The 22,161-nt window shown below is 61.4% G+C and carries 20 protein-coding genes; 7 read left to right on the top strand and 13 right to left on the bottom strand.

Annotated elements, in window-relative coordinates; all coding sequences use genetic code 11:
• Window positions 1–80: 80 nt before the first annotated feature.
• Together BLLJ_RS04280 and BLLJ_RS04270 are read left to right on the top strand one after the other, a co-directional pair.
• Window positions 81–1,106: a hypothetical protein gene (locus BLLJ_RS04280; RefSeq protein ID WP_032740717.1), complete on the top strand. Its 1,026-nt coding sequence runs from the start codon at window positions 81–83 to the stop codon at window positions 1,104–1,106.
• Window positions 1,107–1,482: 376 nt separating this feature from the next.
• Window positions 1,483–1,863, top strand: coding sequence for an ATP-binding cassette domain-containing protein (locus BLLJ_RS04270; protein WP_197530260.1), 381 nt, complete (start codon window positions 1,483–1,485; stop codon window positions 1,861–1,863).
• Between the two features lie 79 nt (window positions 1,864–1,942).
• Here the strand turns inward: BLLJ_RS04270 and BLLJ_RS10360 are convergent, their stop codons facing one another.
• Window positions 1,943–2,365 (bottom strand): type 1 glutamine amidotransferase family protein, encoded by a 423-nt coding sequence (locus BLLJ_RS10360; RefSeq protein WP_230473300.1) that lies wholly within the window; start codon window positions 2,363–2,365, stop codon window positions 1,943–1,945.
• A 352-nt stretch (window positions 2,366–2,717) separates the two neighbouring features.
• Here BLLJ_RS10360 and BLLJ_RS04265 point away from each other — a divergent pair, with 352 nt between their 5' ends.
• The 5 genes from BLLJ_RS04265 to BLLJ_RS04245 all read left to right on the top strand — a co-directional run bounded on the left by BLLJ_RS04265 (window position 2,718) and on the right by BLLJ_RS04245 (window position 8,528).
• Window positions 2,718–3,407 carry a virulence RhuM family protein gene (locus tag BLLJ_RS04265; protein WP_011068129.1) on the top strand — a complete coding sequence of 230 codons (690 nt, stop codon included), beginning with the start codon at window positions 2,718–2,720 and terminating at the stop codon, window positions 3,405–3,407.
• Window positions 3,408–3,778: 371 nt separating this feature from the next.
• Window positions 3,779–4,969 carry a pyridoxal phosphate-dependent aminotransferase gene (locus BLLJ_RS04260; protein ID WP_007052235.1) on the top strand — a complete coding sequence of 397 codons (1,191 nt, stop codon included), beginning with the start codon at window positions 3,779–3,781 and terminating at the stop codon, window positions 4,967–4,969.
• A gap of 39 nt (window positions 4,970–5,008) precedes the next feature.
• Entirely contained in the window at window positions 5,009–6,772 is a 1,764-nt protein-coding gene (locus tag BLLJ_RS04255) for a bifunctional ADP-dependent NAD(P)H-hydrate dehydratase/NAD(P)H-hydrate epimerase (RefSeq protein WP_007052234.1), read from the top strand.
• A gap of 101 nt (window positions 6,773–6,873) precedes the next feature.
• Window positions 6,874–7,503, top strand: coding sequence for an HAD family hydrolase (locus BLLJ_RS04250; RefSeq protein WP_007056272.1), 630 nt, complete (start codon window positions 6,874–6,876; stop codon window positions 7,501–7,503).
• 101 nt (window positions 7,504–7,604) lie between these two features.
• On the top strand, window positions 7,605–8,528 hold the full coding sequence (locus tag BLLJ_RS04245; protein WP_007052232.1) for a LysR family transcriptional regulator: 924 nt from the start codon (window positions 7,605–7,607) through the stop codon (window positions 8,526–8,528).
• A gap of 154 nt (window positions 8,529–8,682) precedes the next feature.
• On the opposite strand, the gene BLLJ_RS04240 is transcribed toward BLLJ_RS04245, so the two are convergent.
• The 12 genes from BLLJ_RS04240 to metF all read right to left on the bottom strand — a co-directional run bounded on the left by BLLJ_RS04240 (window position 8,683) and on the right by metF (window position 22,132).
• The gene (locus BLLJ_RS04240) at window positions 8,683–9,804 is read right to left on the bottom strand and encodes a DUF2974 domain-containing protein (RefSeq protein WP_007054224.1); all 1,122 of its coding nucleotides are present in this window, start codon (window positions 9,802–9,804) and stop codon (window positions 8,683–8,685) included.
• Between the two features lie 214 nt (window positions 9,805–10,018).
• Window positions 10,019–10,171, bottom strand: coding sequence for a hypothetical protein (locus BLLJ_RS11260; RefSeq protein ID WP_007054223.1), 153 nt, complete (start codon window positions 10,169–10,171; stop codon window positions 10,019–10,021).
• A gap of 108 nt (window positions 10,172–10,279) precedes the next feature.
• A complete protein-coding gene (gene pyrE, locus BLLJ_RS04235; RefSeq protein ID WP_007052229.1) occupies window positions 10,280–10,975 on the bottom strand; it encodes an orotate phosphoribosyltransferase in 696 nt (231 codons plus the stop codon).
• Window positions 10,976–10,983: 8 nt separating this feature from the next.
• Window positions 10,984–11,955 carry a dihydroorotate dehydrogenase gene (locus BLLJ_RS04230; RefSeq protein WP_007052228.1) on the bottom strand — a complete coding sequence of 324 codons (972 nt, stop codon included), beginning with the start codon at window positions 11,953–11,955 and terminating at the stop codon, window positions 10,984–10,986.
• 2 nt (window positions 11,956–11,957) lie between these two features.
• Complete coding sequence (locus tag BLLJ_RS04225; RefSeq protein ID WP_016507613.1) at window positions 11,958–12,782, bottom strand: dihydroorotate dehydrogenase electron transfer subunit; 825 nt, start codon at window positions 12,780–12,782, stop codon at window positions 11,958–11,960.
• Window positions 12,783–12,917: 135 nt separating this feature from the next.
• Entirely contained in the window at window positions 12,918–13,871 is a 954-nt protein-coding gene (pyrF, locus tag BLLJ_RS04220) for an orotidine-5'-phosphate decarboxylase (protein ID WP_007052226.1), read from the bottom strand.
• 17 nt (window positions 13,872–13,888) lie between these two features.
• Window positions 13,889–15,385 carry a dihydroorotase gene (locus BLLJ_RS04215; RefSeq protein WP_007054219.1) on the bottom strand — a complete coding sequence of 499 codons (1,497 nt, stop codon included), beginning with the start codon at window positions 15,383–15,385 and terminating at the stop codon, window positions 13,889–13,891.
• Window positions 15,382–15,801 (bottom strand): aspartate carbamoyltransferase regulatory subunit, encoded by a 420-nt coding sequence (locus tag BLLJ_RS04210; protein WP_007052224.1) that lies wholly within the window; start codon window positions 15,799–15,801, stop codon window positions 15,382–15,384. The genes BLLJ_RS04215 and BLLJ_RS04210 overlap by 4 nt, the downstream gene beginning before the upstream one ends.
• Entirely contained in the window at window positions 15,801–16,763 is a 963-nt protein-coding gene (pyrB, locus tag BLLJ_RS04205) for an aspartate carbamoyltransferase (protein ID WP_007054218.1), read from the bottom strand. Before pyrB ends, BLLJ_RS04210 begins: the two co-directional genes overlap by 1 nt.
• A gap of 141 nt (window positions 16,764–16,904) precedes the next feature.
• A complete protein-coding gene (locus BLLJ_RS04200; protein ID WP_007052222.1) occupies window positions 16,905–20,135 on the bottom strand; it encodes a bifunctional [glutamine synthetase] adenylyltransferase/[glutamine synthetase]-adenylyl-L-tyrosine phosphorylase in 3,231 nt (1,076 codons plus the stop codon).
• Between the two features lie 55 nt (window positions 20,136–20,190).
• Entirely contained in the window at window positions 20,191–21,144 is a 954-nt protein-coding gene (bsh, locus tag BLLJ_RS04195) for a choloylglycine hydrolase (RefSeq protein WP_007052221.1), read from the bottom strand.
• A 133-nt stretch (window positions 21,145–21,277) separates the two neighbouring features.
• A complete protein-coding gene (gene metF, locus BLLJ_RS04190; RefSeq protein WP_013582557.1) occupies window positions 21,278–22,132 on the bottom strand; it encodes a methylenetetrahydrofolate reductase [NAD(P)H] in 855 nt (284 codons plus the stop codon).
• Window positions 22,133–22,161: the final 29 nt, after the last annotated feature.

The following is a 22,161-nucleotide window of genomic DNA, read 5'->3' as shown; positions in this document are numbered from 1 at the left end:
GACTATCGCCCGTTCTTGCCGATTGCCTGTAAGCAGGTTCGGATAGACTGGCGCGAGAACAATGCGAGAAAGAGGCAAGAATGACCCGGAAACGGTCACAACAGCACGACGCACAACGCAAACCGTCCTGGCGCGTACGCTGGAAGACCATGAGCCGAGCCGTAGGCATGGAAATCCGCGAACACAAAAGCTCATTCGCGGTCTATGTGGTGCTGCGCATGCTGGTGCTCGCCATGGCAATACTCCAGTTCTTTAACGGCGACTACGAAAATGTGTTCCTGTGCATCCTGACGTTGCTGTTGCTGTTGGCGCCGGCGTTCATCCAGGTGCAGTTCCGCATCGAGCTGCCTTCGGTGCTGGAAGTCATCGTGCTGGTGTTCGTGTTCTCGTCCGAGATTCTTGGCGAGATCAGTTCGTTCTATGAGATCTTCCCGTTCTGGGACACGGTGTTGCACACGATGAACGGCTTCCTCGCCGCGGCGATCGGCTTCTCGCTGGTCGACCTGCTCAACCGGTCCGACCGGGTGAAGTTCGAGCTTTCGCCCCTGTATCTGGCGATCGTCTCCTTCTGCTTCTCCATGACCATCGGCGTGATCTGGGAGTTCTTCGAATTCGGCATGGACCAGTTGTTCGGATTCGACATGCAGAAAGACGCCATCGTGCATTCCATCAGCTCGGTGATGCTCGACCCCACGCACACCAACCATGCGATTCGCATCAACGACATCACCCAGGTCACGGTCAATGGCCAAGACTTGGGCCTCGGCGGCTACCTCGACATCGGTCTGATCGACACGATGGAGGATCTTATCGTCAACTTCATCGGCGCGGTCGTGTTCTCCGTGTCCGGCTTCCTGTACGTGAAGAACCGCGGCAAGAAAAACTCCATCATCAGTCGGTTCGTGCCGCGCCGCAAGTCCGCCGACCGCGATTATCTGCGACTGGTGATCGATGGCGGGAGCGCGGCTGATGCCAAGGCCAAAGCCGGCGGTGCCAACGCTGACGATAGTGCTAACGCCAGTGCGGCCGGCACCGATTCAGCTGATGCAGTCGGAGCCAAAGCCGGCAATGCCGACGCCGCTCCGACCGTCACCGCCAAGCCCTGAGTACGCTCTACAGCACTTTCGAAGCGTCGAAACGGTAGTGCCCGGTGACCGTCATGTGCTTCTTGAAGGCGAAGTAGTCGTTTTCGCGCTGCCGCTGCGCCATGTTGTGAATCACGTACGGTGCACGCCCCGCGATCGGCCGGCGGATAGCCGCCCTGATAGTAGCCGGAATCGTAAGCCGGATGGTTTTCGGCGTCCTTGCGCGCACCCGCCACGATATCCGCGTAATCGTCCACACCATTGTCATTGAAATCGACCGAACTGGCGACTCTCGAATACTTGCGGTCCGCCTCGCCTTGTGATTCGATGATTCATGAACGTATTCGGCTCACACTGTAATCGTCCGACCCACCGCTCGCGCCTCCCAATCCGCCCGGTGCTTGAACTTGTGGGACTTTGGCCGTACCGTGACCGCAGGCCCGCCGGTTTCTCGTTCAGCATGAAACAGCGTCTTGCGTTGGTCATCGCGCTGGTCAATGATCCGGAGTTCCTGATTCTCGACGAACCGTTCGTGGACCTCGACCCGGACGGCGTGCTCCAGCTCATCGCCGTGCTCAGACAGTGGGCTTGCGACCGCAGCATCGCCATGCTCATCTCCAGCTGCAGGAGTTGTGCGAGCGATTCCTGTTCATCAAAGGCGGCCGGCTTGCGGACGAAAACGAGTATTTCACGGAGGCGTGATGCCGGCGATGCACCCGGCATCTCCCCTGCCTCTATCTCAATCTCCCTTCTATTCGCCCGCCGCAGCCACGGATAACACCCGAGATTTTGCTCTTCGCCGTTGGTGAATCCGGTGACCTGCTTGCCGGCAATCAGATAACTGCCATCCGACAACGTCATATCCACCAATGCCGCAGGCCCATGGCACAATGCCGCCGCGCTCCCAGATGTTCCGGCCGACGGCGTTCACCACAGAATTGTTGGGGAAATCCCACATCACACCGTGACCGCCAACGAATAGCACCGCTATCATATCGGTTCGCGTTTACTTGAGCCAAGGCGCGCGTATTCACTAGCTGGCGTGATATATCCGCATCATGCAGAAATTGCTCTTGCACAGGGTCACCGGGATGACGGCCAGCCTGCGGCGGTACGCCACCAGCGATGGATGCAAGGCCCACAGTGAAGCCCATTCGTCTGAACACCTGCCAAGGATGTGCGGCCTCATCAACATAAAAGCCAGTAGGTCTCACACCTCCCAAATCGGAGTGACTGATCAACACCAACAGCACGTGTTTGGCATCATTGTTTTCGCTCATACAATTTGCTCTTTCATTTGATAATTGCAATTCAACGCCATCGCAAATCCGGAACATCCGTCGAACGGATAAGCCGCGCAATGGCCCAATTATCATGGCCTAAGCCCAACGGCTTGGTCCAATAGCTTTTTTCAATACGGGGCATAGGTTTTTGCATGATGGAAATGCCCATCATCAGCATTATCCCCGTGCCCATTACCTCCGTCATAGCCAATACGTCGTCGGGAAAGTCATACAAATATGAGAGATACAGTAATCGAACAAACGTTCGACTGCCCTGATAAACTGGATGCATAATTTAGCGACGACAACGACATGATTTACAGACGCCCGAAAAAAGAAAGGCGATCTCATGACTGGCGAGGAACTGAAGCAGCAGATTGCTTTGTATGAGAGCGCGGACCACACCGTGCACCTCGATGTGAAGGTAGACGAGGACACGGTGTGGCTTAACAGACAGCAATTGGCCTTGCTGTTTGGCCGCGATATCAAAACAATCGGCAAGCATGTCGGCAATGCATTAAGGGAAGAGCTCAATGGATTTTCAGTTGTCGCAAAATTTGCGACAACTGCATCTGACGGTAAGACATACCAAGTCGAGCATTACAACCTGGATATGATCCTGTCGGTCGGATACCGCGTCAAATCCAAGGAAGGCATCTATTTCCGGCGATGGGCCAACTCAGTTCTGAAGCAGCATCTCGTTGATGGTTATACCATCAATCGCAAGCGGCTTGACGCACTTCACGCCGTCGTCAAGGTGCTATCGAGGTCCACCGAACCGGAAATTGCTGGCACCGCCGAGATCTTGGAACGATATTTGCCGAGTCTTGTGCTGCTTAACGACTATGACACAGGCAATGTCCCTATACCCAAGGGCGACGAGTCCCAGTGGGTCTTGACCTATGAGGACGCGATGCTGTTCATCCGGTCGATGCCGTATATGCCAATCACTGTTGTGTTTGCGAACTCCTTCGCTCATGGTGCCGAAAATGCATACATTTGGTTATTCGCTGTTTGCGGTGGGGCGTGCATGGGTTAGTGTTTCGGGTTCGATTCCCTGTCAGAAAAAATAATCGAGTGCGGGATTACGGCCGGTAAGGCTCCTGTCGTGGATGCGGATGCGCGCCGGTCTTACGGTGGTGCTTTCCCGAAACGTGGATTGCACGAGGTGTGGGACGGCACGCGGATTCGGCCGTTTTCCGCCCGCCGTCCCACAGCGCTCGCTATGAACGGTTGTGGATAATCATGGAGCTGTAGCGGAAATCGGCGTTATTCCGCGGTTTCGACAGTTAATAGAACAAATAGAACAAATAGAACAGCCAGCTTAGGCACGGCGCGGCAAATGGCGCAAACCGGCCGCGATAGTAGTAGCGTGGTGCATACCAGTACAACCATGCGAGGAGAACAGCCATGATCAATGAGGAATACAAGGCCATGCTTGGCGGCAAGTCCGTGATTCGCGAGCTGAGCGAGTACGCCACGAGCCGCGGTGCCGAAATCGGCTACCAGAACGTGTTCGATTACAGCCTTGGCAATCCCTCGGTGCCGGCTCCGAAATCCTTCACCGACGCCATGGTCGACCTCTACGAAAACGGCGATCCGGTGGCCATCCACGGCTACTCTCCCTCGCTCGGTATCCCATCCGTCAAGGACGCGATCGCCGAAAACCTCAACGAACGTTTCGGCATGGCATACACCGGCAACCACATCTTCCCGACCACGGGCGCGGCGGGCGCGCTGTCCCACGCGATGCGTGCGGTGACCAAGCCGGGCGATGAGATCATCACCTTCGCCCCCTACTTCCCCGAATACCAGCCGTACGTCAAGGGCGCCGGCGCCAAGCTGACCATCGTGCCGGCCGACACCGAGAACTTCCAAATCAACTTCGACGCATTCGAGGCTGCACTTAACCCGAACGTGCAGGTCGTGCTTATCAACACCCCGAACAACCCGTCCGGCGCGGTGTATTCAGCGGACACGCTCAAGCGTCTGGCCGCGATCCTGACCGCCAAGCAGGTCGAATACGGCCACGATATCTTCCTGATCAGCGACGAACCGTACCGCGAAATCGTGTTCGACGGCGCCACCCAGCCCTACCCGGCCAGCTTCTACGCGAACTCGCTGACCTGCTACTCGTGGTCGAAGTCGCTGAGCCTGCCTGGCGAACGCATCGGCTATGTCGCGGTGAATCCCACAGCCACCGACGCCGACCTGCTCGTGCCCATGATGGGCCAGATCTCGCGCGGCACCGGCCACAACTGCCCGCCGAGCTCGATTCAGCTGGGCGTGGCCAAGGTCATCGACCAGACCGCCGATCTCAACGTCTACGAGACGAACATGAACCTGCTCTACGATGCGCTGACCGGCATCGGCTTCGACGTGGTACGCCCCGGCGGCACGTTCTACATCTTCCCCAAGGCGCTGGAGGACGACGCCGTGGCGTTCTGCATGAAGGCCAAGGAATACGACCTGATTCTTGTGCCGTCCGACAGCTTCGGCGTGCCCGGATACTTCCGCATGGCCTACTGCATCGACACGGAGAAGGTCAAGCGCTCGATCCCCGTGTTCGAAAAGTTCGCCCACGAGGTGTACGGCCTGTAAACACGGACCGCAAGTAACAAACACAAGAAAGGGGTTGCCATGGAATACACCGAAGACGCCGATCGTCGCGAACTGCTGCTGCACAGCGCCTATGACTCCGATACGGTCCGGGCCATGGAGCGACCCCTGCTGGACAAAGGCGTGCCGCTGATGCGCATGGCCGCCCAGGCCGCGGCCCACATGGCGGCCGGTATGCTGGACGACGAGGATCTGGCGCTGGAGGACACGTCGATCGTGCTGCTGGCCGGGGCCGGAGACAATGGTGGCGATGGTCTGTTCGCGGCCGCCGCGCTGGCCCAGGAGGGCGCGAACGTCACCGCCATCGCCGTGGGCCGGTCGTTGCATGAGGCCGGATTCGCCTCATTCGTGCGCGCCGGAGGCAAGGTGCTGGTGCTTGATCCCGCGGCTGATATTCCCGGTTGCGCGTCCGGGTTTTCCGCCGGTGAGGCCGGCGAGCGATTGCAGACCGCCATCGCCGTGGCCAGGAAATCGCATCTGATCATCGACGCGATGACCGGCATCGGCATCCAAGGCTCGCTACGCGGCATCCCCGCCGCACTCGCCTCCGCCCTTGGTCTCGACGGCGAGGCTCCCGATGAGCCCGCCCTGCCAAACCGTGAGTCGTCAGGCGATTTTCCGCTGGTACTTGCCGTGGATACGCCATCCGGCGTCGGTGTGAACGATGGTTCTCTGCCCGGCCCGTACATTCCGGCCACGGTCACGGTCACGTTCGGCGCGATGAAGCCGTGCGCGGTGCTGCCGCCCGCCACGTTCGCCTGCGGCCGTATCGAGTTGCTCGATTTCGGATTCGATATCGACGACAAGGATCCGGACGTCGAGGTGGTGGATAATTCGTTCGCGTCCGACGCGGTCCGTCTCCCCAGGTTCGAGGATTCCAAATACTCCCGGGGCGTGGTTGGTCTGGTGACCGGCTCGCAGCGCTACCCCGGTGCCGCCGTGCTCACCGCCAGCGCCGCCGCCCGCGCGAACACCGGCATGGTCCGGTATCTGGGCCCGGAGCGCGCGCAGAACATGGTGCTCGCCGCACTGCCGGAAGCCGTGATCGGCAAGGGACATGTGCAGTCCTGGGTCGTGGGGTCCGGCGTGCCCGAGGCTAGCGTCGAGGGCACCGACGGCGATATGCAGCGGGACACCATCGCCGCATTGCTCAAGCATTACGCGCTCGGCAGCGAGGATGAGAACAAGGACGCCTACGACATGCCGCCAATCGTGGTGGATGCCGGCGCACTCGACCTGCTGCCGGAGCGTGTGCCCGGCCAGGTGGTGATCACGCCGCATGCCGGCGAGATGGCGAAACTGCTCAACCGGTTCGAAACCGCCGCCAGCACCGCGGAGCATGCCGATTCGCACGAGCCGTACACCGCCGACGACGTGCGGTTGAACCCGTTGGCCAGCGCGAAGCGTGCCCACGAGCTCACCGGCGCCACCGTATTGTTGAAGGGCGCGGTGACCATCGTGGTGGATGAGGACCACGTCTATGCGTCGGGTAGCGCACCGGCCTGGCTGGGCACCGCCGGCGCGGGCGACGTGCTGGCCGGTCTGACCGGCGCCCTGCTCGCCCAGCAGGATGACGTGGCCACCACGGGCGAGACCGTGGCCTCGGCCGCCTACCTGCATGGCCTGGCGGCGGCGATCGCCTCCGAATCCGAGCAACAAGGCTGGCAGGAGCCGGAACTGATCGGCCGCGAGCATCGCCAGCGCTTCATGACGCTCGGCCACCCGATTGTGGCCGGCGACGTGGCCCACGCCATCCCCGAAGCCATCGCCGACGTCATCGCATGATTCCGTACGTTGGCTCCCCTCAGAGAGGGGAGCCAACGTATGAAACCCCCTATACTAAATCGCAGACCCCACTCAACGGCCCCAACAACACAAGGAGCATCATGGCCAACTCCCCCATCACCGACGTGATTTTCGACTTCTGCGGCGTGCTGCTGGACTGGAACACCCGCGCATGCCTGGAAGGCCGATTCCCCGATGAGATCGTGGAACGCATCTGCGCCGACGACGACCCCTGCGGCTTCTTCCGCTACGAGGACCGCATGGACACCGGCGAGGATTTCGCGGACATCTACCCGGATGTGGTACGCGAACAAGGCCAGGAACTCGCCGACATCTTCAAGTTCTACATCGGCCACTACGCGGACGCGCTGCCCCGCACGCTTCCGGGCATGGTCGAGCTGCTGGCGGATTTGAAGGCCCACGGCTACGGCGTATGGGGTCTGACCAACTGGTCGCATGAGACCTTCCACCTGGCCTTCGAGAAGTACCCGCGCCTTGAACAGCTGTTGCAGGGCACCGTGGTCTCCGGCGTGGAGAAGATGCATAAGCCGAACGCCGACATCTACGAGCTGGCCCTGACCCGTTTCGGCCTCACGGCCGAGCGCTGCGTGTTCTTCGACGACACCGCCAAGAACATCGTCGGCGCCAACGAGGTCGGCATCCACGGCATCCTCTTCGAGAACGCGTTGCAGGCACGCGAATCGCTCGCAGAACTCGGCGTACGTCTGTAAGTCGCCAAACGTTGCATCGCGGCAGTTGAAGTCTATGGACCCGTCCTTGACGACGGTGACCGGCCGTGTGGCGACTATCCCTAGCGATATAAATAGACTTTATGACACTGCTGCAGCTGAAATACATCGTCAAAATCGTCGAGTGCGGCTCGATGAACGAGGCCTCCCATGCCCTGTACGTCTCCCAGCCGGCCCTGAGCTCGTCGGTCAAGGAATTGGAGAACGAGCTGGGCATCGAGATCTTCACCCGCTCCTCGCAGGGCATCGCCCTGACCGTGGACGGCGCGGAATTCCTGACCTACGCCCGCCAAGTGCTCGACCAGGCCGACCTGCTCGAAGAGCGCTATAAGCATGCCAAACCGCGCAAGCAGCTGTGCCAGGTCTCCACCCAGCACTACATGTTCGCCGTCGAGGCGTTCGTGGAGATGATCAACTCCATCAAGTCCGACGAATACGAGTTCACCATCCGCGAGACCCGCACGCGCGACATCATCAACCAGGTCGCCAACATGCAGTCCGAAATCGGCATCATCTACCTGTCCGATTTTAACAAGGACGTGATCGGCAAGCTCCTGCGCGAGAAGCACCTCGAATTCCACCCGCTCTTCCGCGCGCCGCTGCACGTGTTCATCTCGCGCAACAACCCGCTGGCCGCCAAGAAGGTCATCACCATGGAGGACCTGAAACCTTATCCGTTCATCCAGTACGAGCAGGGCGAGGAAGGCTCGTTCTACTTCTATGAGGAAGCGGTCTGGCCGGAGTACTCCCCCAAGCAGATCAACGTGACCGACCGCGCCACGATCCTGAACTTCATCATCGGCCTCAACGGCTACACGGTGTGCACCGGCATCGACAACGGCGACCTCAACAACGAGAAGATCGTCACCGTGCCGCTCGACACCGACGAAACGATGTTGGTCGGCTGGATCACGAACGAGCGTTCCAAGCTCTCCAAGGCCGCCGAAACCTATCTCGACAAGCTCAAGTCCGTAGTCTCCGACCACGGCTACAAGCTCATTGATTAGGAGTAAGTAAAACAGGCATGGTCAGCAGTGAGATATACTGCGATTAAGCCAACCCCGCTGGGGAAATGGAAGTAAGGGCCGGCTCCTGAGTATCTCAGGGGCCGGCTTTTGCGCTATTGAGACTGACTGGCAAAACCAGTTTGATGGCCTCCGACTACTTGGCCAAGATTACCGACGCGGCGGCTGTCGCGGCGAAGCCTTTGAGCACTTCAATCATCACGTCGCGATCTTCGACATCAATGTTGCGGGCCGCGGCGAGCATAATCGGCAGTGACTGTGTCAAATGCGAAGTGAGGTCGCCGAATGTGTCGTATCCGCCAGCCTCGAAGATGGCAAACAGGTTTTCGATGAACTTGCGGCGATGCTCGTCGTCGTATTTTGCCATCCATCCGTTGATCGTGCGTGCCAGGTATTGCGCGCTACTTGTCAGTCCATCAGCCTGTACGAATTGGCCATGATCGACTTGCCAGTGCAATGCGAAATGCTGCATGATGCTGGCACCGTCGCTGCTGACCACCGTATAGCCGTCTTCCACATGCTCACGAGTCTCAAACAGCATGCCGATGATCGACGAGCCCGGTACCGATTTATGAATCTTCGACGCAATGCGTACGTACCCGTCCTCATCGAAGAACGCCTCATCGAATCCAGGCCCATCGTGCGAATATACGACCGTGATACGTTCCTGAATCTCGCTAGGCACATTGGCCGCCGCATACACCGCCAGATTGCCGCCTTTGGAATGGCCGCCGACCATAATCGGCCCGGCCCAATGGCCAGCCAGCTCGGTCAGATAACGCGCGGCGGCCTCCTGCGAGGCGACCGGGCGGCGGAACGCCATCATGAAGTCCTCTTTCCACCCGACGATTGAGCTGTCGGTACCGCGAAAAGCCACATAGAGCGTGCCGTTACCCAGTTCGAACACGCAGGCCGAGAACTGCTTGGTGGTTTCGGCATCGAATTCGTCCACGTATGCGCCCACGCGTAGGTTCCTCCAACGTGGGCTCTCGCTCATCGCACGTAACAGATCGACATTCATCGAAGGCGACCACACCTTGCCGAACATGTCGTCATAGCATTCGGCACGCAGCAAATCGTGAATCGGAACCGTGGCGATCATGCCGTCGGCGGTCTCTGCATTCTCGTGATAGCGCGGCACGTTATCCGGCATGCGAGCATAGGCCAACTGGGACAAAGCGAGGCTATCCGCCTCGGTGAACGGCAGTTCGGCGAAAGTGTCGAAATGTTGCCGAATATCGTCGGTGATGTTCCCCATAGCGGCCTTCCTTGTTCGAATGCAACGAACCTACGGTAATTCTACGCCGAGCGGGTTTTCATCACAGGCGAGTCGGTCCCAGAGTTTAGAACCCTATCTCGCTTTCAAGGGAGCTGATTTGGCCTTCTGGAGACATTTATCTCCGTTTCAAGAGGCTGTTCATCCGTCATATCCCGAGTATGAGCGGCGTCACCCCAACGTCATTCCGCCATTTTCATGCTGCTTCTACTTGGGCATCAGCATCTCGGCGGTCTTCTTCATTACCTTGCGACAACTTGTTCGCTTTGCTGTCCAGATGATGCTCGATGCCGAAGTAACTGCATATCCCCACGAGCGCAAACAGCCCTATATCAACTAACCAGTTCATAGCACGCTCCTTACCAAAGCTTTTGCCTTAATATGGTGCTGCTGTTCATGGAACGTAATAAAAAAAGCGGGCTCGCAAGCCCGCTTTTGGTTTTTAGATTGAAGACGATCAGGCGCCGTATTCCTCAAGGTAGGCGGCGGCGCGCTGCTGGATGTCGTGGCTGAGCAGCGGGGTGCCGTCGGGGTTCTTCATCTTGGCGGCGGCGTCGAAGATCTCGCGCACGTTGGCGATGGAGAGCACCGGGAAGCCGAATTCGGCTTCCACGGCCTTCACGGCGGACATGTCGGAGTCCTTGGTCTTCTCCATGCGGTCCACGGAGAGCACGAGACCCACGACCTCGACGTTCGCCTCGGCCTTGAGTTTGGGGATGACTTCGCGCACGGCGGTGCCGGCGGTCATCACGTCGTCCACGAGCAGCACCTTCATGCCGTCGGTCAGCGGGGTGCCAACCATCCAGCCGCCGTCGCCGTGGTCCTTCTTCTCCTTGCGGTCGAAGGTGTATCCGACGGTCATGTTGTGGCCGGCGGTCAGCGCGATCGCGGTGGACACGGCCAGCGGAATGCCCTTGTAGGCGGGACCGAACACGGTGTCGATGTTGCGGGGAATCGTGTTGTGCACGATGGCCTGGCTAATCTTTTCGGCGTAGAACGCGCCGAGCGCGGCGATCTTCTTGCCGTCGTCGAAGGCGCCGGCGTTGATGAAGTACGGGCTCTTGCGGCCGGACTTCAGCGTGAAGTCGCCGAACTTCAGCGCGTTGGATTCCAACAGGAATTCAGTGAAGCGATGTGCGAGTGTTTCTGCCATGATGTTCCTTACCTCCAAGTCTGTCCTGCGGCCAGTTTAGCAGCGAGTTCGGGACGGCTGTCCAACAGGTCGTCGAGTTCGCGGGCGACGCGCAGCGGGGCCACCGGGTCGAAGAGCGCGGCCGCACCCACTTCGACGGCGTTCGCGCCGGCGTACAGGTATTCGAGCGCCTTCTCGCCGCTGTCGATGCCGCCGAGGCCGATGATCGGAATCTCCGGCAGTGCGGTGCGCACCCGATAGACGGCTGCCAGGCCGACCGGCAGCACGGCCGGGCCGGATACGCCGCCGGTGACGTTGGCGATGATCGGCTTGCCGGTGCGAATGTTAATGCGCATGCCTTTGAGCGTGTTGATCATGCTCAACGCGTCGGCGCCATGTTCCACGGCCGCGCGCGCCGGCACGGTGATGTCGGTGACGTTCGGCGTGAGTTTGACGATCATCGGCTTGTCGGTCATCGGGCGCAGCCGGTCCATAAGATTGGCGAGGGCCACCGGGTCGGTGCCCACGCTCATGCCGCCGGCGGAAACGTTCGGGCAGCTGACGTTGATTTCCAGCATGTCCGCGTCGGAGTCGGCGAGCTTTTCCACGACCGCCGCGTAATCGTCATCGCAATGTCCGGCGACATTGGAGATGACGAACGCGCCCGCGGCCTTGAGCTTGGGCAGGTCCTCGGCCAAGTAATGGTCGATGCCGGGATTCTGCAGGCCCACGGCGTTGATGTTCGCGGCCGGCGATTCGGCGGTGCGCGGCGAGGGATTGCCTTCCCACGGTACGGGCGAGGCGCCCTTGGTGCATACGGCGCCGAGCTGGCTGACGTCGTAGAACCAGCGGACGGCGGCGTACTGGAAGGTGCCGGAGGCGGTGCCGACCGGATTCTTCCATTCCAGACCGGCCACCTTGGTGTGGTGCTTCCACACGTGGGGCTCGTACAGGTTGATGTGGTTGTCGCCGCCCTGCGCGGACTGGTTGTTTGCGCTCATCGTCACTTCCCCCATCCGAGCTGTTCGCGGGTGAACACGGGTCCGTCGGAGCAGACCTTGAGGCGGCCGTCCACGGTGTCGATGGTGCACAGCACGCAGGTGCCATAGCCGCAGCCCATGCGCTGTTCCATGCTCAGCTGCGCGGGGATGCCGCGTTCGGCGGCCCAGTCGGCCACGGCCTTCATCATAGGCAGCGGTCCGCAGGACAGAATGATCGGCTTGCGATCGTAGGCCTTCAGGTCGTCGCCTTGTTCCAGTTTGTTGAGCAGGTCGACCACGTTGCCTTCGGCGTCGTCGATGCTCCACGACCAGTCCGCGTACCGGGAGACGTATTCCTCGGCGAAGTGGTCGTTGCGGTAACCGAATATGGCGGTGGCAAAGGAGGCGTCGTGTTCGGCGAGCTTTTGCGCGGCGTAGATTAGCGGGGGCACGCCGAGTCCGCCGCCGACAAGAATGTAGTTGGCGTCTTCCTTGAGGTTGAAGCCGCGGCCGAGCGGGCCGAGCACGTCGACGGTGTCGCCGGCCTGCAGTCCTGCCAACTGTTCGGTGCCGTGTCCCACGACGGCGAAGATCACGCTGACTTCGTCGCCGTCGACTTCGCTGACGCCGAACGGACGCGGCATGAGCATGAAGTCGTCGTGCGTGAACAGGTTGACGAACTGGGCGGGCTTGGCATGGGAGGCGATGAACGGGTCGCGGAACGTCAGTCGCATCACGCGGTCGGTCAGTTCCGTAACCTGCGTGATTTCGACGTTGTGGCGCGGCGGGAAGAATCCGGCCGCAGTCGCTTCCGTAACCACATCATGGGTGGGGGTGAAAGTTGTCATTTCATTCCTATTCAGCACATCAAGCTCCCCCTATCAGGGGAGCGGTCAACCGCAGGTTGACTGAGAGGTAGTTAAACACACTCGGCTCCGGTTTCCAGCCCACACTCACGTATAGCCCACAGCCGGACAATCTACCTACCTATATACGGCAACCCGCAGATTATCGCGCATGTCGAGCGCCGCCTGGCGCGCGCTGCTCGCCACAAGGTCCAGCGCCTCGTCGGCGGTCATGGATTCGGAGTACTTGCCGCTCTTCTTCCATGCGCCGATAATGCCGCGCGACGAGTTGACGATGGCGCCGCTGCCCTGCTTGTCGAACATGCCTGCCACGTCCGCGGCCGTGCCGCCCTGCGCACCGTAGCCCGGCACGAGGAAGAACGTGTGCGGCATACGTTCACGCAACGCCTTGCCTTCCTCGGGGTGGGTGGCGCCGACCACCGCGCCCACGCGGGAGTAGCCGTGGCTGCCGATGGTCTCGGCGCCCCATCCTTCCACAAGATCGGCCACGTGCTCGTAGACCTTCGTGCCGTCGGCCAGGTCGAGCATCTGCAGTTCGCTGGAGGACGGGTTGGAGGTGCGCACGAGCACGAAGATGTCCTTGTCGGCTTCGGCGGCGGCCTCGACGAACGGGGTGATGCCGTCGGTGCCGAGATACGGGTTGACGGTCACCGCATCCTCATGCCACGGGTCGAAGTCGCCCACGCCGTTCAGGTGGTGGGCGTAGGCGGCTGCGGTGGAGCCGATGTCGCCACGCTTGATGTCGCCGAGCACGTAGAGGCCCTGCTGGGCCGCGTATTCGCAGGTCATCGTGTAGATGTCCACGCCGGCGGGGCCGAGCGCCTCGTACATGGCGATCTGCGGTTTGACGGCGGGCACGATGTCGGCGATGGCGTCAATGATCGTGCGGTTGTATTCGAAGTAGGCGACGGCCAGCTGCGCGGATTCGACTTCCTCCGGGGATTCGACCGAGTCACGCACCTCGTCGGCAAAGCTCGCCACGACCTGCGGCGGCACCAGCGCCTCAGTGGGGTCAAGGCCCACGACGCTGGGGTTCTGAGTGTTGTCAATCGCTTCGATCAGGCGATCCATGCTGCTCCTTGTGTTATCTACAGACGGCTGAACATCAGCTGGGAGCCGATGATTGTGGCGAGGGGGCGTCCGGTGACCTGCCAGCCGCCGAACGGGGTGTTACGAGCCTTGGAGTGGAACTGTTCGGGGTCCACGGTCCATTCCTCGGCGGCGTTGAGCACCACGAGGTCGACATTGTCGGCGTCATCCACGCGGCTCAAGTCGAGCAGTCGGTTGACGCCTTCACGCTGCGGCTGAGCGTCGCTCTCCCCCGCAATCACGCCATCCGGATCATCCCCGGTGGGCGCGGGTTCGGCGTAGTCCTCGACCAGCGCGGCTACGTCGGTTGGCACATGCCCCATGAGTTCGGCAGGTCCAACGGACATGAGCTCGATCAGACGCTCATCGGAAATGAAGCCGCCGTCGACGAGCACCTTGTGGCACACGCCGTACGCGCATTCCAGTCCGATGATGCCGTTGGGCGCCTCAAGGAAGCCGAGTTCCTTCTCTGCCAACGTGTGCGGCGCATGGTCGGTGGCCAGCAGATCCACGGTGCCGTCGGCGATGGCCGCGATGGTGGCTTTGCGGTCCGCTTCGGAGCGCAGTGGCGGATTCATCTTGGCGAGCGTGCCGTACTTGAGCAGCGCCTCGTCGCTCAACGCCAGATAGTGCGGCGCGGTCTCGCAGGTAATCGGCAGTCCTTCGGCCTTGGCCCTGCGAATCGCCTCGAACGAGATGGCAGTGCTCACATGCTGGAAGTGCACGTGGACACCGGTGCGGCGGGCCGCTTCGATATCGCGGGCCACGATCTTGAGCTCGGTGTCTTCCGGAATGCCGGGCACGCCAAGCTCGCGGGAAACGGGGCCTTCGTTCACGGCACCTGTATCGTGATGCTCGCAATGCTCGATCAGGTACAGGTCGGAGGCCTTGACGTTCTCCAGCACCTGGTCCAGGATCTCCGGCGTCACAGCGGAACCGTCGTCGCTGATTGCGGTGATGGGGTGCGTGAGCATGGCCGGCGTCTTGGCGTCGTCCTCGAATCCGGGCACGTACTTGAGCCAATCGGCAACGTCGCTTGCCTCATGACCGGCGCGATCCTTGGACGCGCACACGCACAGATCGTAACGAACCGGCAATTGAACGTCATGCGCAGTATCGTACTGCTGCAGGAAGTCGATGACGTTGTCGAAGCCGGCATCCAGAACCTCTTTTGCACCGGTCGCTTCCGGGCCAGACACGGTCTGCCCATCCAGTGCCGGCAACGTGTTCGGCATGATGAGCACGTTCGTGTATCCGCCGGATGCGGACGCACGGCAGCCGGAGACCATCGATTCCTTGTAGGTCTGGCCGGGATCGCGGAAGTGGACGTGTGGGTCTTCGAAACCGGGGGCCACGGTCAGGCCGGTGGCGTCGATGTCGGCGCCGTCAGCCACGGCGGAGGTGTCGGCGAAGTAGGCGGCAGCGGTCCCGGGCACCACGAGGTCGATGACCTCGCCGGTGTTCCAGACCTTGATGTTGCGTAGGGTGATGCTCACAGTTTGGCTTCCTCGTCGCAGTAGTCGCAGCGGTATTCGAGCCGCTCGGAGTGCACGAGGTGGAACATCTGCTTGATGCCGGGCTCGGCGGTGGTCACGCAGCGCGGGTTCACGCAGGAAATCACGCCGACGATGTGCTCGGGCAGGTTCGGCTGCTTCTTTTCGACGATCTTGCCGCCGCGCACCACGTCCACGGTGGCTTGGCGGGCCACGAAGCCGAGCACGTCGAGGTCGATGTCCTTGTCATCTTCGATTTTGATGATGTCCTTGGAGCCGTAACGCTTGGAGTCGGCGTTCATGATGAGCGCAAGCTTGGTTTTGGCCGGGTCGATTTTCAGGTATTCGAGAACCTTCAGCGAGGTTCCGGCCGGCACATGGTCGATAATGATGCCGTTCTGAATGCTGGTGACTTCCATCAGGCCTGAACCTCCTTGGGGTTGAGCGGTTCGTATCCGGGCAGTTCGTCGCCCACCACGGTGCTTTCGAGGGCCATGCGCACGAGCATGCCGTTCTTGACCTGTTCGAAGTAGGCGGCACGCGGGTCGTCGTCCACGTCCACGGCGATTTCGTTGACGCGCGGCAGCGGGTGAAGCACGGCCATGGACGGCTTGGCGAGCTGCAGCTTCTCTTCGTCGAGAATGTAGGTGTCGCGCAGGCGCAGGTAGTCGTCTTCGTTGAAGAAGCGTTCCTTCTGTACGCGGGTCATGTACAGCACGTCGAGGTCGCCGATCACGGAGGCCAGGTCGCGCACTTCCACGTAGGAGCAGCTGTCGGTGGCGTTGATGCGGTCGATCACGTACTGCGGGGTCTTGAGCTCGTCCGGGCTGATGAGCACGAAGCGCACGTTGCCGAAGCGGCACAGGGTCTCGATCAGGGAGTGCACGGTGCGGCCGAAGGTCAAATCGCCGCACAGTCCCACGGTCAGGTCGGTGATGCGGCCGAAGCGCGACTGCAGCGTGGCCAGGTCGGCCAGCGTCTGCGTGGGGTGCATGTGGCCGCCGTCGCCGGCGTTGATTACCGGCACGGATGCGGCGCGGGAGGCCACCAGCGCGGCACCCTCCTTCGGGTGACGGATGGCGACCACGTCCACGTAGTTGGACACGGTCTTCAACGTGTCGGCGATGGATTCGCCCTTGGTCACGGAGGCCAGCTGCGCGCCGGCGAATCCGATGACCTTGCCGCCGAGACGTAGCATTGCGGTCTCAAAGCTCAGGCGCGTACGGGTGGAGGGCTCGTAGAACAGCGTGGCCAGCACTCGCCCATCGCAGGTATGGGCAATCTCTTTGCGGTGGGAATCGATGTATTCGGCCTTATGCAGCAGGTCGAGAATCTGGTTTGTAGACAGGCCGTCCAGCGTTACGACGCTTTTGCCGACCATTGGCGTTTCTTCAGACAAGGCTCACCTTTTCGCTCGTGGTTTTCAGGTGGCCACCCTTGCGTGACCTAATCTAACTTACGCCATTTTTCGGACAGCCGCATTCACCGAGTGTCCACCTGAAAATCCAACGAATATGCTGCCTTATCGCTGCGCGCGGCGTCGATTTCGTTCCAGTCGCGGTGCGATCACGTGCATACGCGGGCGAGGGGCGGTTTGCGGCTGCTGCGTTGCGGCGGAGGCCGTGGCGGTGGTTGCCGCAGCCGCCTCGCCTTCGGTCTTCCCATAGAACAAGCGCTGGCATACGTCACGGCATTTGCGCATCACGGCCAGCAGGTCGTTCTCGAAATGCTGGCCGCGGTGGGCGCCGTAGCCGAGGTAGACGGCGATGCCGCCCAGCGAATAGATGTCATCAGGCAGAATATCGGCCTGGTTGGCGCGCCCACTCCACAGATAGCTGCCGTTGCGGGCCGCGGTGCACAACGTCCATGCCTTGCGCAGCTGAATCGCGTCGATAGCGCTGATGAGCTTCTTGGCTTCCAGCACGTCCAATGCCTCCAGCGTGCCGTTGACGCGCAGATCTTTGATATCGCCGGCGTGCTGGAGCTGCATGAGTTGCACGGTCCATTCCACGTCAGACAAGCCGCCCTTGCCGAGCTTCAGATGCCGTTCACGGCGCACGCCGCGCGGCAGACGCTCGGCTTCCATGCGGGCCTTGAGCTTGCGGATGTTCTGCAATTCTGCTTCAGTCAGTTCCGTGGTCGGGTAGCGCAGCGGGTCGGCGATGTTGATCAGGAAGTCCCGCGCCAGTTCAGCGTCGCCGGCCGCGTACCGGGCGCGCAGCAGCGCCTGGCGCTCCCAGGTCGAAGCCCAGGATTCGTAGTATTCCTCGCAGGAGGCATAGGAGCGCACGAGCGGGCCGTTCTTGCCTTCCGGGCGCAGGTCCAGGTCGAGTTCGATCTTGGGTTCCAGCGTCGTCGGTCCTTGCAGGATGTTGCGCAGGTCTTCCACGACCTTCTTGGCGAAGGCGTTGGCTTGGCCGTCGTCGGCATCGTCGGCCGGACGGTAGATGAGAATGGCATCCGCATCGGAGCTGAAGTTCACTTCGCGCCCGCCGTAACGGCCCATGGCGATGACGGTGATGCCGGCCGGCGCGGTTTCGACGCCGAACTCGGCGATCTGGTGGCGCACGGCCCAGGTCAGGGAGGCATCGATGATCGCGTCATACACGTCGGTCATGGCCTTGAGACTGTCGGAGTCGCTGATCACACCGCTCATCCAAGACAGGCCGATGCGTTCGATTTCGTGGCGGCGCATGGCGCGCATGGAGGTGGCGAACTCGTTGATGTTCGAGCCGAAACGTTCCAGCGCCGAGCCGGTCTGCACGTCCAAGGCCTCGCGCGTGCGGGCCTGCAGATTGTCGTCGTCGCCAAGCCAGCTGATCGATTCGACCGACTTGTTGAGCGCGTCGCCCAGGAATCGTGAGTTGGACAGGATGTGGCACAGGCGCTGGGCGGCGGAGGTGGAGTCGCGCAGGAAGCCGAGGTAGCCGGATTCGGTGCCGAAGTTCTCCTCCAGTTTGCGCCAGTTGAGCAGGCCCATGTCCGGGTTCTGGCCCTCGCCCAGCCACTGCAAGACGGCGGGCAGAATGATGCGGTTGATTTTGGCCGCGCGCCCCACGCCGGCGGTGAGCGCCTGCACGTGGCGGATGGCGGCGTCCGGGTCGCCGAAACCGATGGATTCGAATCGTTCCTGTGCTGCCTCGACGCTCAGGACGATCTGGTCGTTCTCCATCTGGGCGTTGACCGGCAGCATCGGGCGATAGTAGATGTCGAGGTGCAGGTGGCGTACTTCGCGGCGGGTGTCGTCGTACTTGTCGACGAGTTCTTCCGGGTGCAGGCCGAATGCGCGGGCGAGTCGGCGCAGCTCCTGGTTCTGGTTGAGCTCGTCCACGTCGATGTCGCGCTTCTTTTCGAGGCCTCCGACCGAGGCCCGGCCGAGGTCCGGGAACAGGTGCGTGCGCTTCAGGGACCAGATCTGCTGGCGATGTTCCATCACGCGCTCGAAGCGGTAGTCCTGGGACATGCGCACGGCCTGCTTGCGCGAGACATAGCCGCCTTCGGACAGGCGCTGCAGCGAGTCGAGCGTGTTGCTGGTGCGCAGCGATTCGTCGGTGCGGCCGTGTACGAGCTGGAGCATCTGCACGGTGAATTCCACATCGCGCAGACCGCCGCGGCCGAGCTTAATCTCGCGGTCCTTCAGGGGCGCGGGAATCAAATCCTCCACGCGCTTGCGCATTTTCTGGCAGTCGTAGACGAAGTTCTTGCGCTTGGATGCGCTCCACACGAACGGCCGGGTCATGTCCATGTAGGCCTGACCGAGGTCGGGGTCGCCGGCCACCGGGCGGGCCTTGAGCAGCGCTTGGAACTCCCAATTCTCGGCCCACTGCTCGTAATAGTTCTTGTGCGAGGAGAGCACGCGCACCAGCGCGCCGTCCTTGCCTTCCGGGCGCAGGCCGCCGTCGATCTGCCACAGCGGCTGCTCGGCCACGCCCATGATGGCGGACTGGCAGACGCGCTGTAACATGGTGCCCATCTTGGTGCCCACGCGAATCAGCGTCTGATGGTCCACATCCTTGTCGGCCGGTTCGACCACGTAGATGAGGTCCACGTCGGAGACGTAGTTCAGTTCCTGTGCGCCGAGTTTGCCCATGCCGATGATGGTGAAGCGCACGTGCTCGCTGCCCTCGGTTTCGTGGCGGGCGATGGCCAGCGCGCCTTCGAGCGCCGCGTCCGCGAGGTCGGACAGTTCGCGGCTGATGGTCGGTTGGATGGAGGTCGGGTCGTCCGCCACGGCATCCTGGGCGATGATGGCGGCCAGTTGGTTCCGGTAGCTGGAACGCAGGGCCGTGGCCGCTTCGGCCAGATCCTTGGAGGCGACGGGCATGGCCGGTTCGTCCGGGTCCGCGCCGACCGCCTTGAGCAGACGTGCACGGCGTTGCGCGTGATTGAACAGATGGCTGTTGCAGTTGTCGACTGCTGCCGCCTCCACAAGCTGCGGCTTGAAGCGCATGAACTTGCCCATCGCGTCGGAGACGCCGAGCACCGTGACCAGACGCTTCAGGGCGTCGTTGTCGGGGATGACGTGTTCCAGATCGCGCTGGCTGGATTGCATCGCGTTGACGATATCCACGAAATTGCTCAATGCCATATCGGGGTCGCAGGCGTGGGCCAGCGCGCTCAGCAGTTCGGCGCATCGCTCATCGGGAATGTCGTCCGCCTTGAGCTGGTCGAACAAGGCGCGGGCCTTGTCGAGGTCTTGCAGACCTGCCCTGATGAGGTCCATGGAGCTGGGTTTGAAGATCGACGATTCCATAAGATTCCACTATATACGCTCATGCCCTCCGAATGGGGCATGAGCCGGGAAGGAGTCATCGGGCGACGCTGATGAGCTCCGAGGAATCCATATCGTAATCGGCCATGGCGTAGGAACGGATGGCGGGGTCATCATAGGTGTTCATGTAATAGGTGTTGGTCTTGGACGAATATCCGCTGGTGAACAGCGTGCGTTCGAACTGGCCGTCGCCCATCTTCGCCATGCCGTCCACCATCTGCACGGAGCCGAGGGTGTGGAACAGGCGCGACACATTGGCGGCTTCATCGTTCTGCTGCGGGTAATGCGCGTTGGTGTAGGCCACACGAACGAAGCGCGACGGGGAACTCACGTCGCCCGGGATGCCATGCATGCCCACACCCGCACCCCAGGCGGTCAAGGAGGCCTTGCCCCATGAAGTCGGTTCGGCCATCTCGTTGCTGACGCACATGTAGTTGCGCAGGTTTTCCATATGGAAGTCGAACGTCGGCTGATTGGTCAGCACATCGACGTCATCATGATGCACGTGCATGCCATCGGCCATCTGCTCGACGACGATGCTGCGCTTGCCGTCGCCGATGAACCAGTGCAGCAGAGACTCCTGCTGTCCCGGCACGATCTGGGAGACGAGCGTCACGTTCCTGAGCGCCTCCTCGACCTCGTCGACGGAGTCGAAATTACGCGCCACCCACAGCGGAAATTCGAACGTGGCGACGTTTTCCGTGCCTTCGACCGGTTCGTGGACGAACGAGGCGTAGCCGGGGAAATTCAAGCCGGCGATGGCCAGACCATGTTCATTGGCGCAGTCGAAATACATCGGCCTATCGGCCATGACCACACCCACGCCGATCACCGCGTTCGGCTTCGCCTTGCCGCCCGCACCGAACACCGTGTCATAGTGGTAGCCGCGCGGAGTGACCAGGATGGTCTCCCCATATGAGAAACTCCAGTCGAGATTACGGCCGAAATAGGTGTTGCCCTCATCATCGGAGAAACGGACACCAGTGCACATAACGGACTCCCTTCCATCGCTTTGGTTGGATTGCACGTTCATGATACCCATCGGCCGCTGGGGGAACTCTGGGTTTCGCCAGCAGATTAACGTGCGGCGCGACGCATTGAGATGCGCCGCGCCGCGATATGCGTCAACCTTGCGTACCGCGGAACAACGGTTCCGCATTGCGCCAGATACGGCGCGTGGTGGCGGGGTGGTTCATCGAATACAGGTGGACGCCGTCCACGTCGTGGGCCACGAGGTCGGCGATCTGCTCGGAAGCGTAGAGGATGCCGGCGGCACGCAGGGACTGGATGTCGTCCCCCCACTTGTTCAGCAGGGTGTTGAGCTTGTCCGGGATGCGCGAGGCGTTGCGCTCGGCCATGCGATGCACGGACTTGGCGCCACGCACCGGCATGATGCCCGCCTCGATCGGCACGGTGATGCCGGCGGCGCGCGCCTTGTCGAGGAAGCGGTAGAAGTCCTCATTGTCGTAGAAGAGCTGGGAAATCAGGTGAGTGACGCCGGCATCGACCTTGATTTTGAGGTTTTCGATGTCCTGGTCCAGCGAGTCAGCCTGATAGTGGCCTTCCGGGTAGCAAGCACCAAACACCTTGAAGTCCGGCTTCACGGAGCGGATGTATGACACGAGGTCGCTGGCGTGGTTGAACTCGCCGACCAGCTGCTCGCCGTCGATGTAGTCGCCGCGCAGCGCGAGCACAGCGCTCACGCCGGCTTCCTCGAACATGTCGAGAGCCTCATCGATCTTGGCCTTGTCGGAGTAGAGCGCGGTCAGGTGGGCGACTGCGGGGATGCCGTATTCCTTGCTGATCGTGTGGGCGATGCGCGCGGTGGCGGTGCGGTCGGAATGGGTGCCGTGACCGTAGGTCACGGAGATGAAGTCGGGGTTCAGCCCTTCGAGTCCGTCGAGGGTGTCGTAGATGGTGCCAACAGGCGCGTTGCGCTTCGGGGGAAAGACCTCAAGGGTGAACATCGGGGAATGCATGCTGATTTCCTTACATAAACCCGAGCTCC

The sequence above is a fragment of the Bifidobacterium longum subsp. longum JCM 1217 genome (genome assembly GCF_000196555.1).
Classification (GTDB): domain Bacteria; phylum Actinomycetota; class Actinomycetes; order Actinomycetales; family Bifidobacteriaceae; genus Bifidobacterium; species Bifidobacterium longum.
This window is presented reverse-complemented; position numbering and strand designations above follow the sequence as displayed.

What these genes read in the sequence shown, in the direction of transcription:
- BLLJ_RS04280 (WP_032740717.1), top strand. Translation starts at nt 81, where the DNA reads ATGACCCGGAAACGGTCACAACAGCACGACGCACAACGCAAACCGTCC.
- BLLJ_RS10360 (WP_230473300.1), bottom strand. Translation starts at nt 2,365, where the DNA reads ATGAGCGAAAACAATGATGCCAAACACGTGCTGTTGGTGTTGATCAGT.
- BLLJ_RS04265 (WP_011068129.1), top strand. Translation starts at nt 2,718, where the DNA reads ATGACTGGCGAGGAACTGAAGCAGCAGATTGCTTTGTATGAGAGCGCG.
- BLLJ_RS04260 (WP_007052235.1), top strand. Translation starts at nt 3,779, where the DNA reads ATGATCAATGAGGAATACAAGGCCATGCTTGGCGGCAAGTCCGTGATT.
- BLLJ_RS04255 (WP_007052234.1), top strand. Translation starts at nt 5,009, where the DNA reads ATGGAATACACCGAAGACGCCGATCGTCGCGAACTGCTGCTGCACAGC.
- BLLJ_RS04250 (WP_007056272.1), top strand. Translation starts at nt 6,874, where the DNA reads ATGGCCAACTCCCCCATCACCGACGTGATTTTCGACTTCTGCGGCGTG.
- BLLJ_RS04245 (WP_007052232.1), top strand. Translation starts at nt 7,605, where the DNA reads ATGACACTGCTGCAGCTGAAATACATCGTCAAAATCGTCGAGTGCGGC.
- BLLJ_RS04240 (WP_007054224.1), bottom strand. Translation starts at nt 9,804, where the DNA reads ATGGGGAACATCACCGACGATATTCGGCAACATTTCGACACTTTCGCC.
- BLLJ_RS11260 (WP_007054223.1), bottom strand. Translation starts at nt 10,171, where the DNA reads ATGAACTGGTTAGTTGATATAGGGCTGTTTGCGCTCGTGGGGATATGC.
- pyrE (WP_007052229.1), bottom strand. Translation starts at nt 10,975, where the DNA reads ATGGCAGAAACACTCGCACATCGCTTCACTGAATTCCTGTTGGAATCC.
- BLLJ_RS04230 (WP_007052228.1), bottom strand. Translation starts at nt 11,955, where the DNA reads ATGAGCGCAAACAACCAGTCCGCGCAGGGCGGCGACAACCACATCAAC.
- BLLJ_RS04225 (WP_016507613.1), bottom strand. Translation starts at nt 12,782, where the DNA reads ATGACAACTTTCACCCCCACCCATGATGTGGTTACGGAAGCGACTGCG.
- pyrF (WP_007052226.1), bottom strand. Translation starts at nt 13,871, where the DNA reads ATGGATCGCCTGATCGAAGCGATTGACAACACTCAGAACCCCAGCGTC.
- BLLJ_RS04210 (WP_007052224.1), bottom strand. Translation starts at nt 15,801, where the DNA reads ATGGAAGTCACCAGCATTCAGAACGGCATCATTATCGACCATGTGCCG.
- pyrB (WP_007054218.1), bottom strand. Translation starts at nt 16,763, where the DNA reads ATGGTCGGCAAAAGCGTCGTAACGCTGGACGGCCTGTCTACAAACCAG.
- BLLJ_RS04200 (WP_007052222.1), bottom strand. Translation starts at nt 20,135, where the DNA reads ATGGAATCGTCGATCTTCAAACCCAGCTCCATGGACCTCATCAGGGCA.
- bsh (WP_007052221.1), bottom strand. Translation starts at nt 21,144, where the DNA reads ATGTGCACTGGTGTCCGTTTCTCCGATGATGAGGGCAACACCTATTTC.
- metF (WP_013582557.1), bottom strand. Translation starts at nt 22,132, where the DNA reads ATGCATTCCCCGATGTTCACCCTTGAGGTCTTTCCCCCGAAGCGCAAC.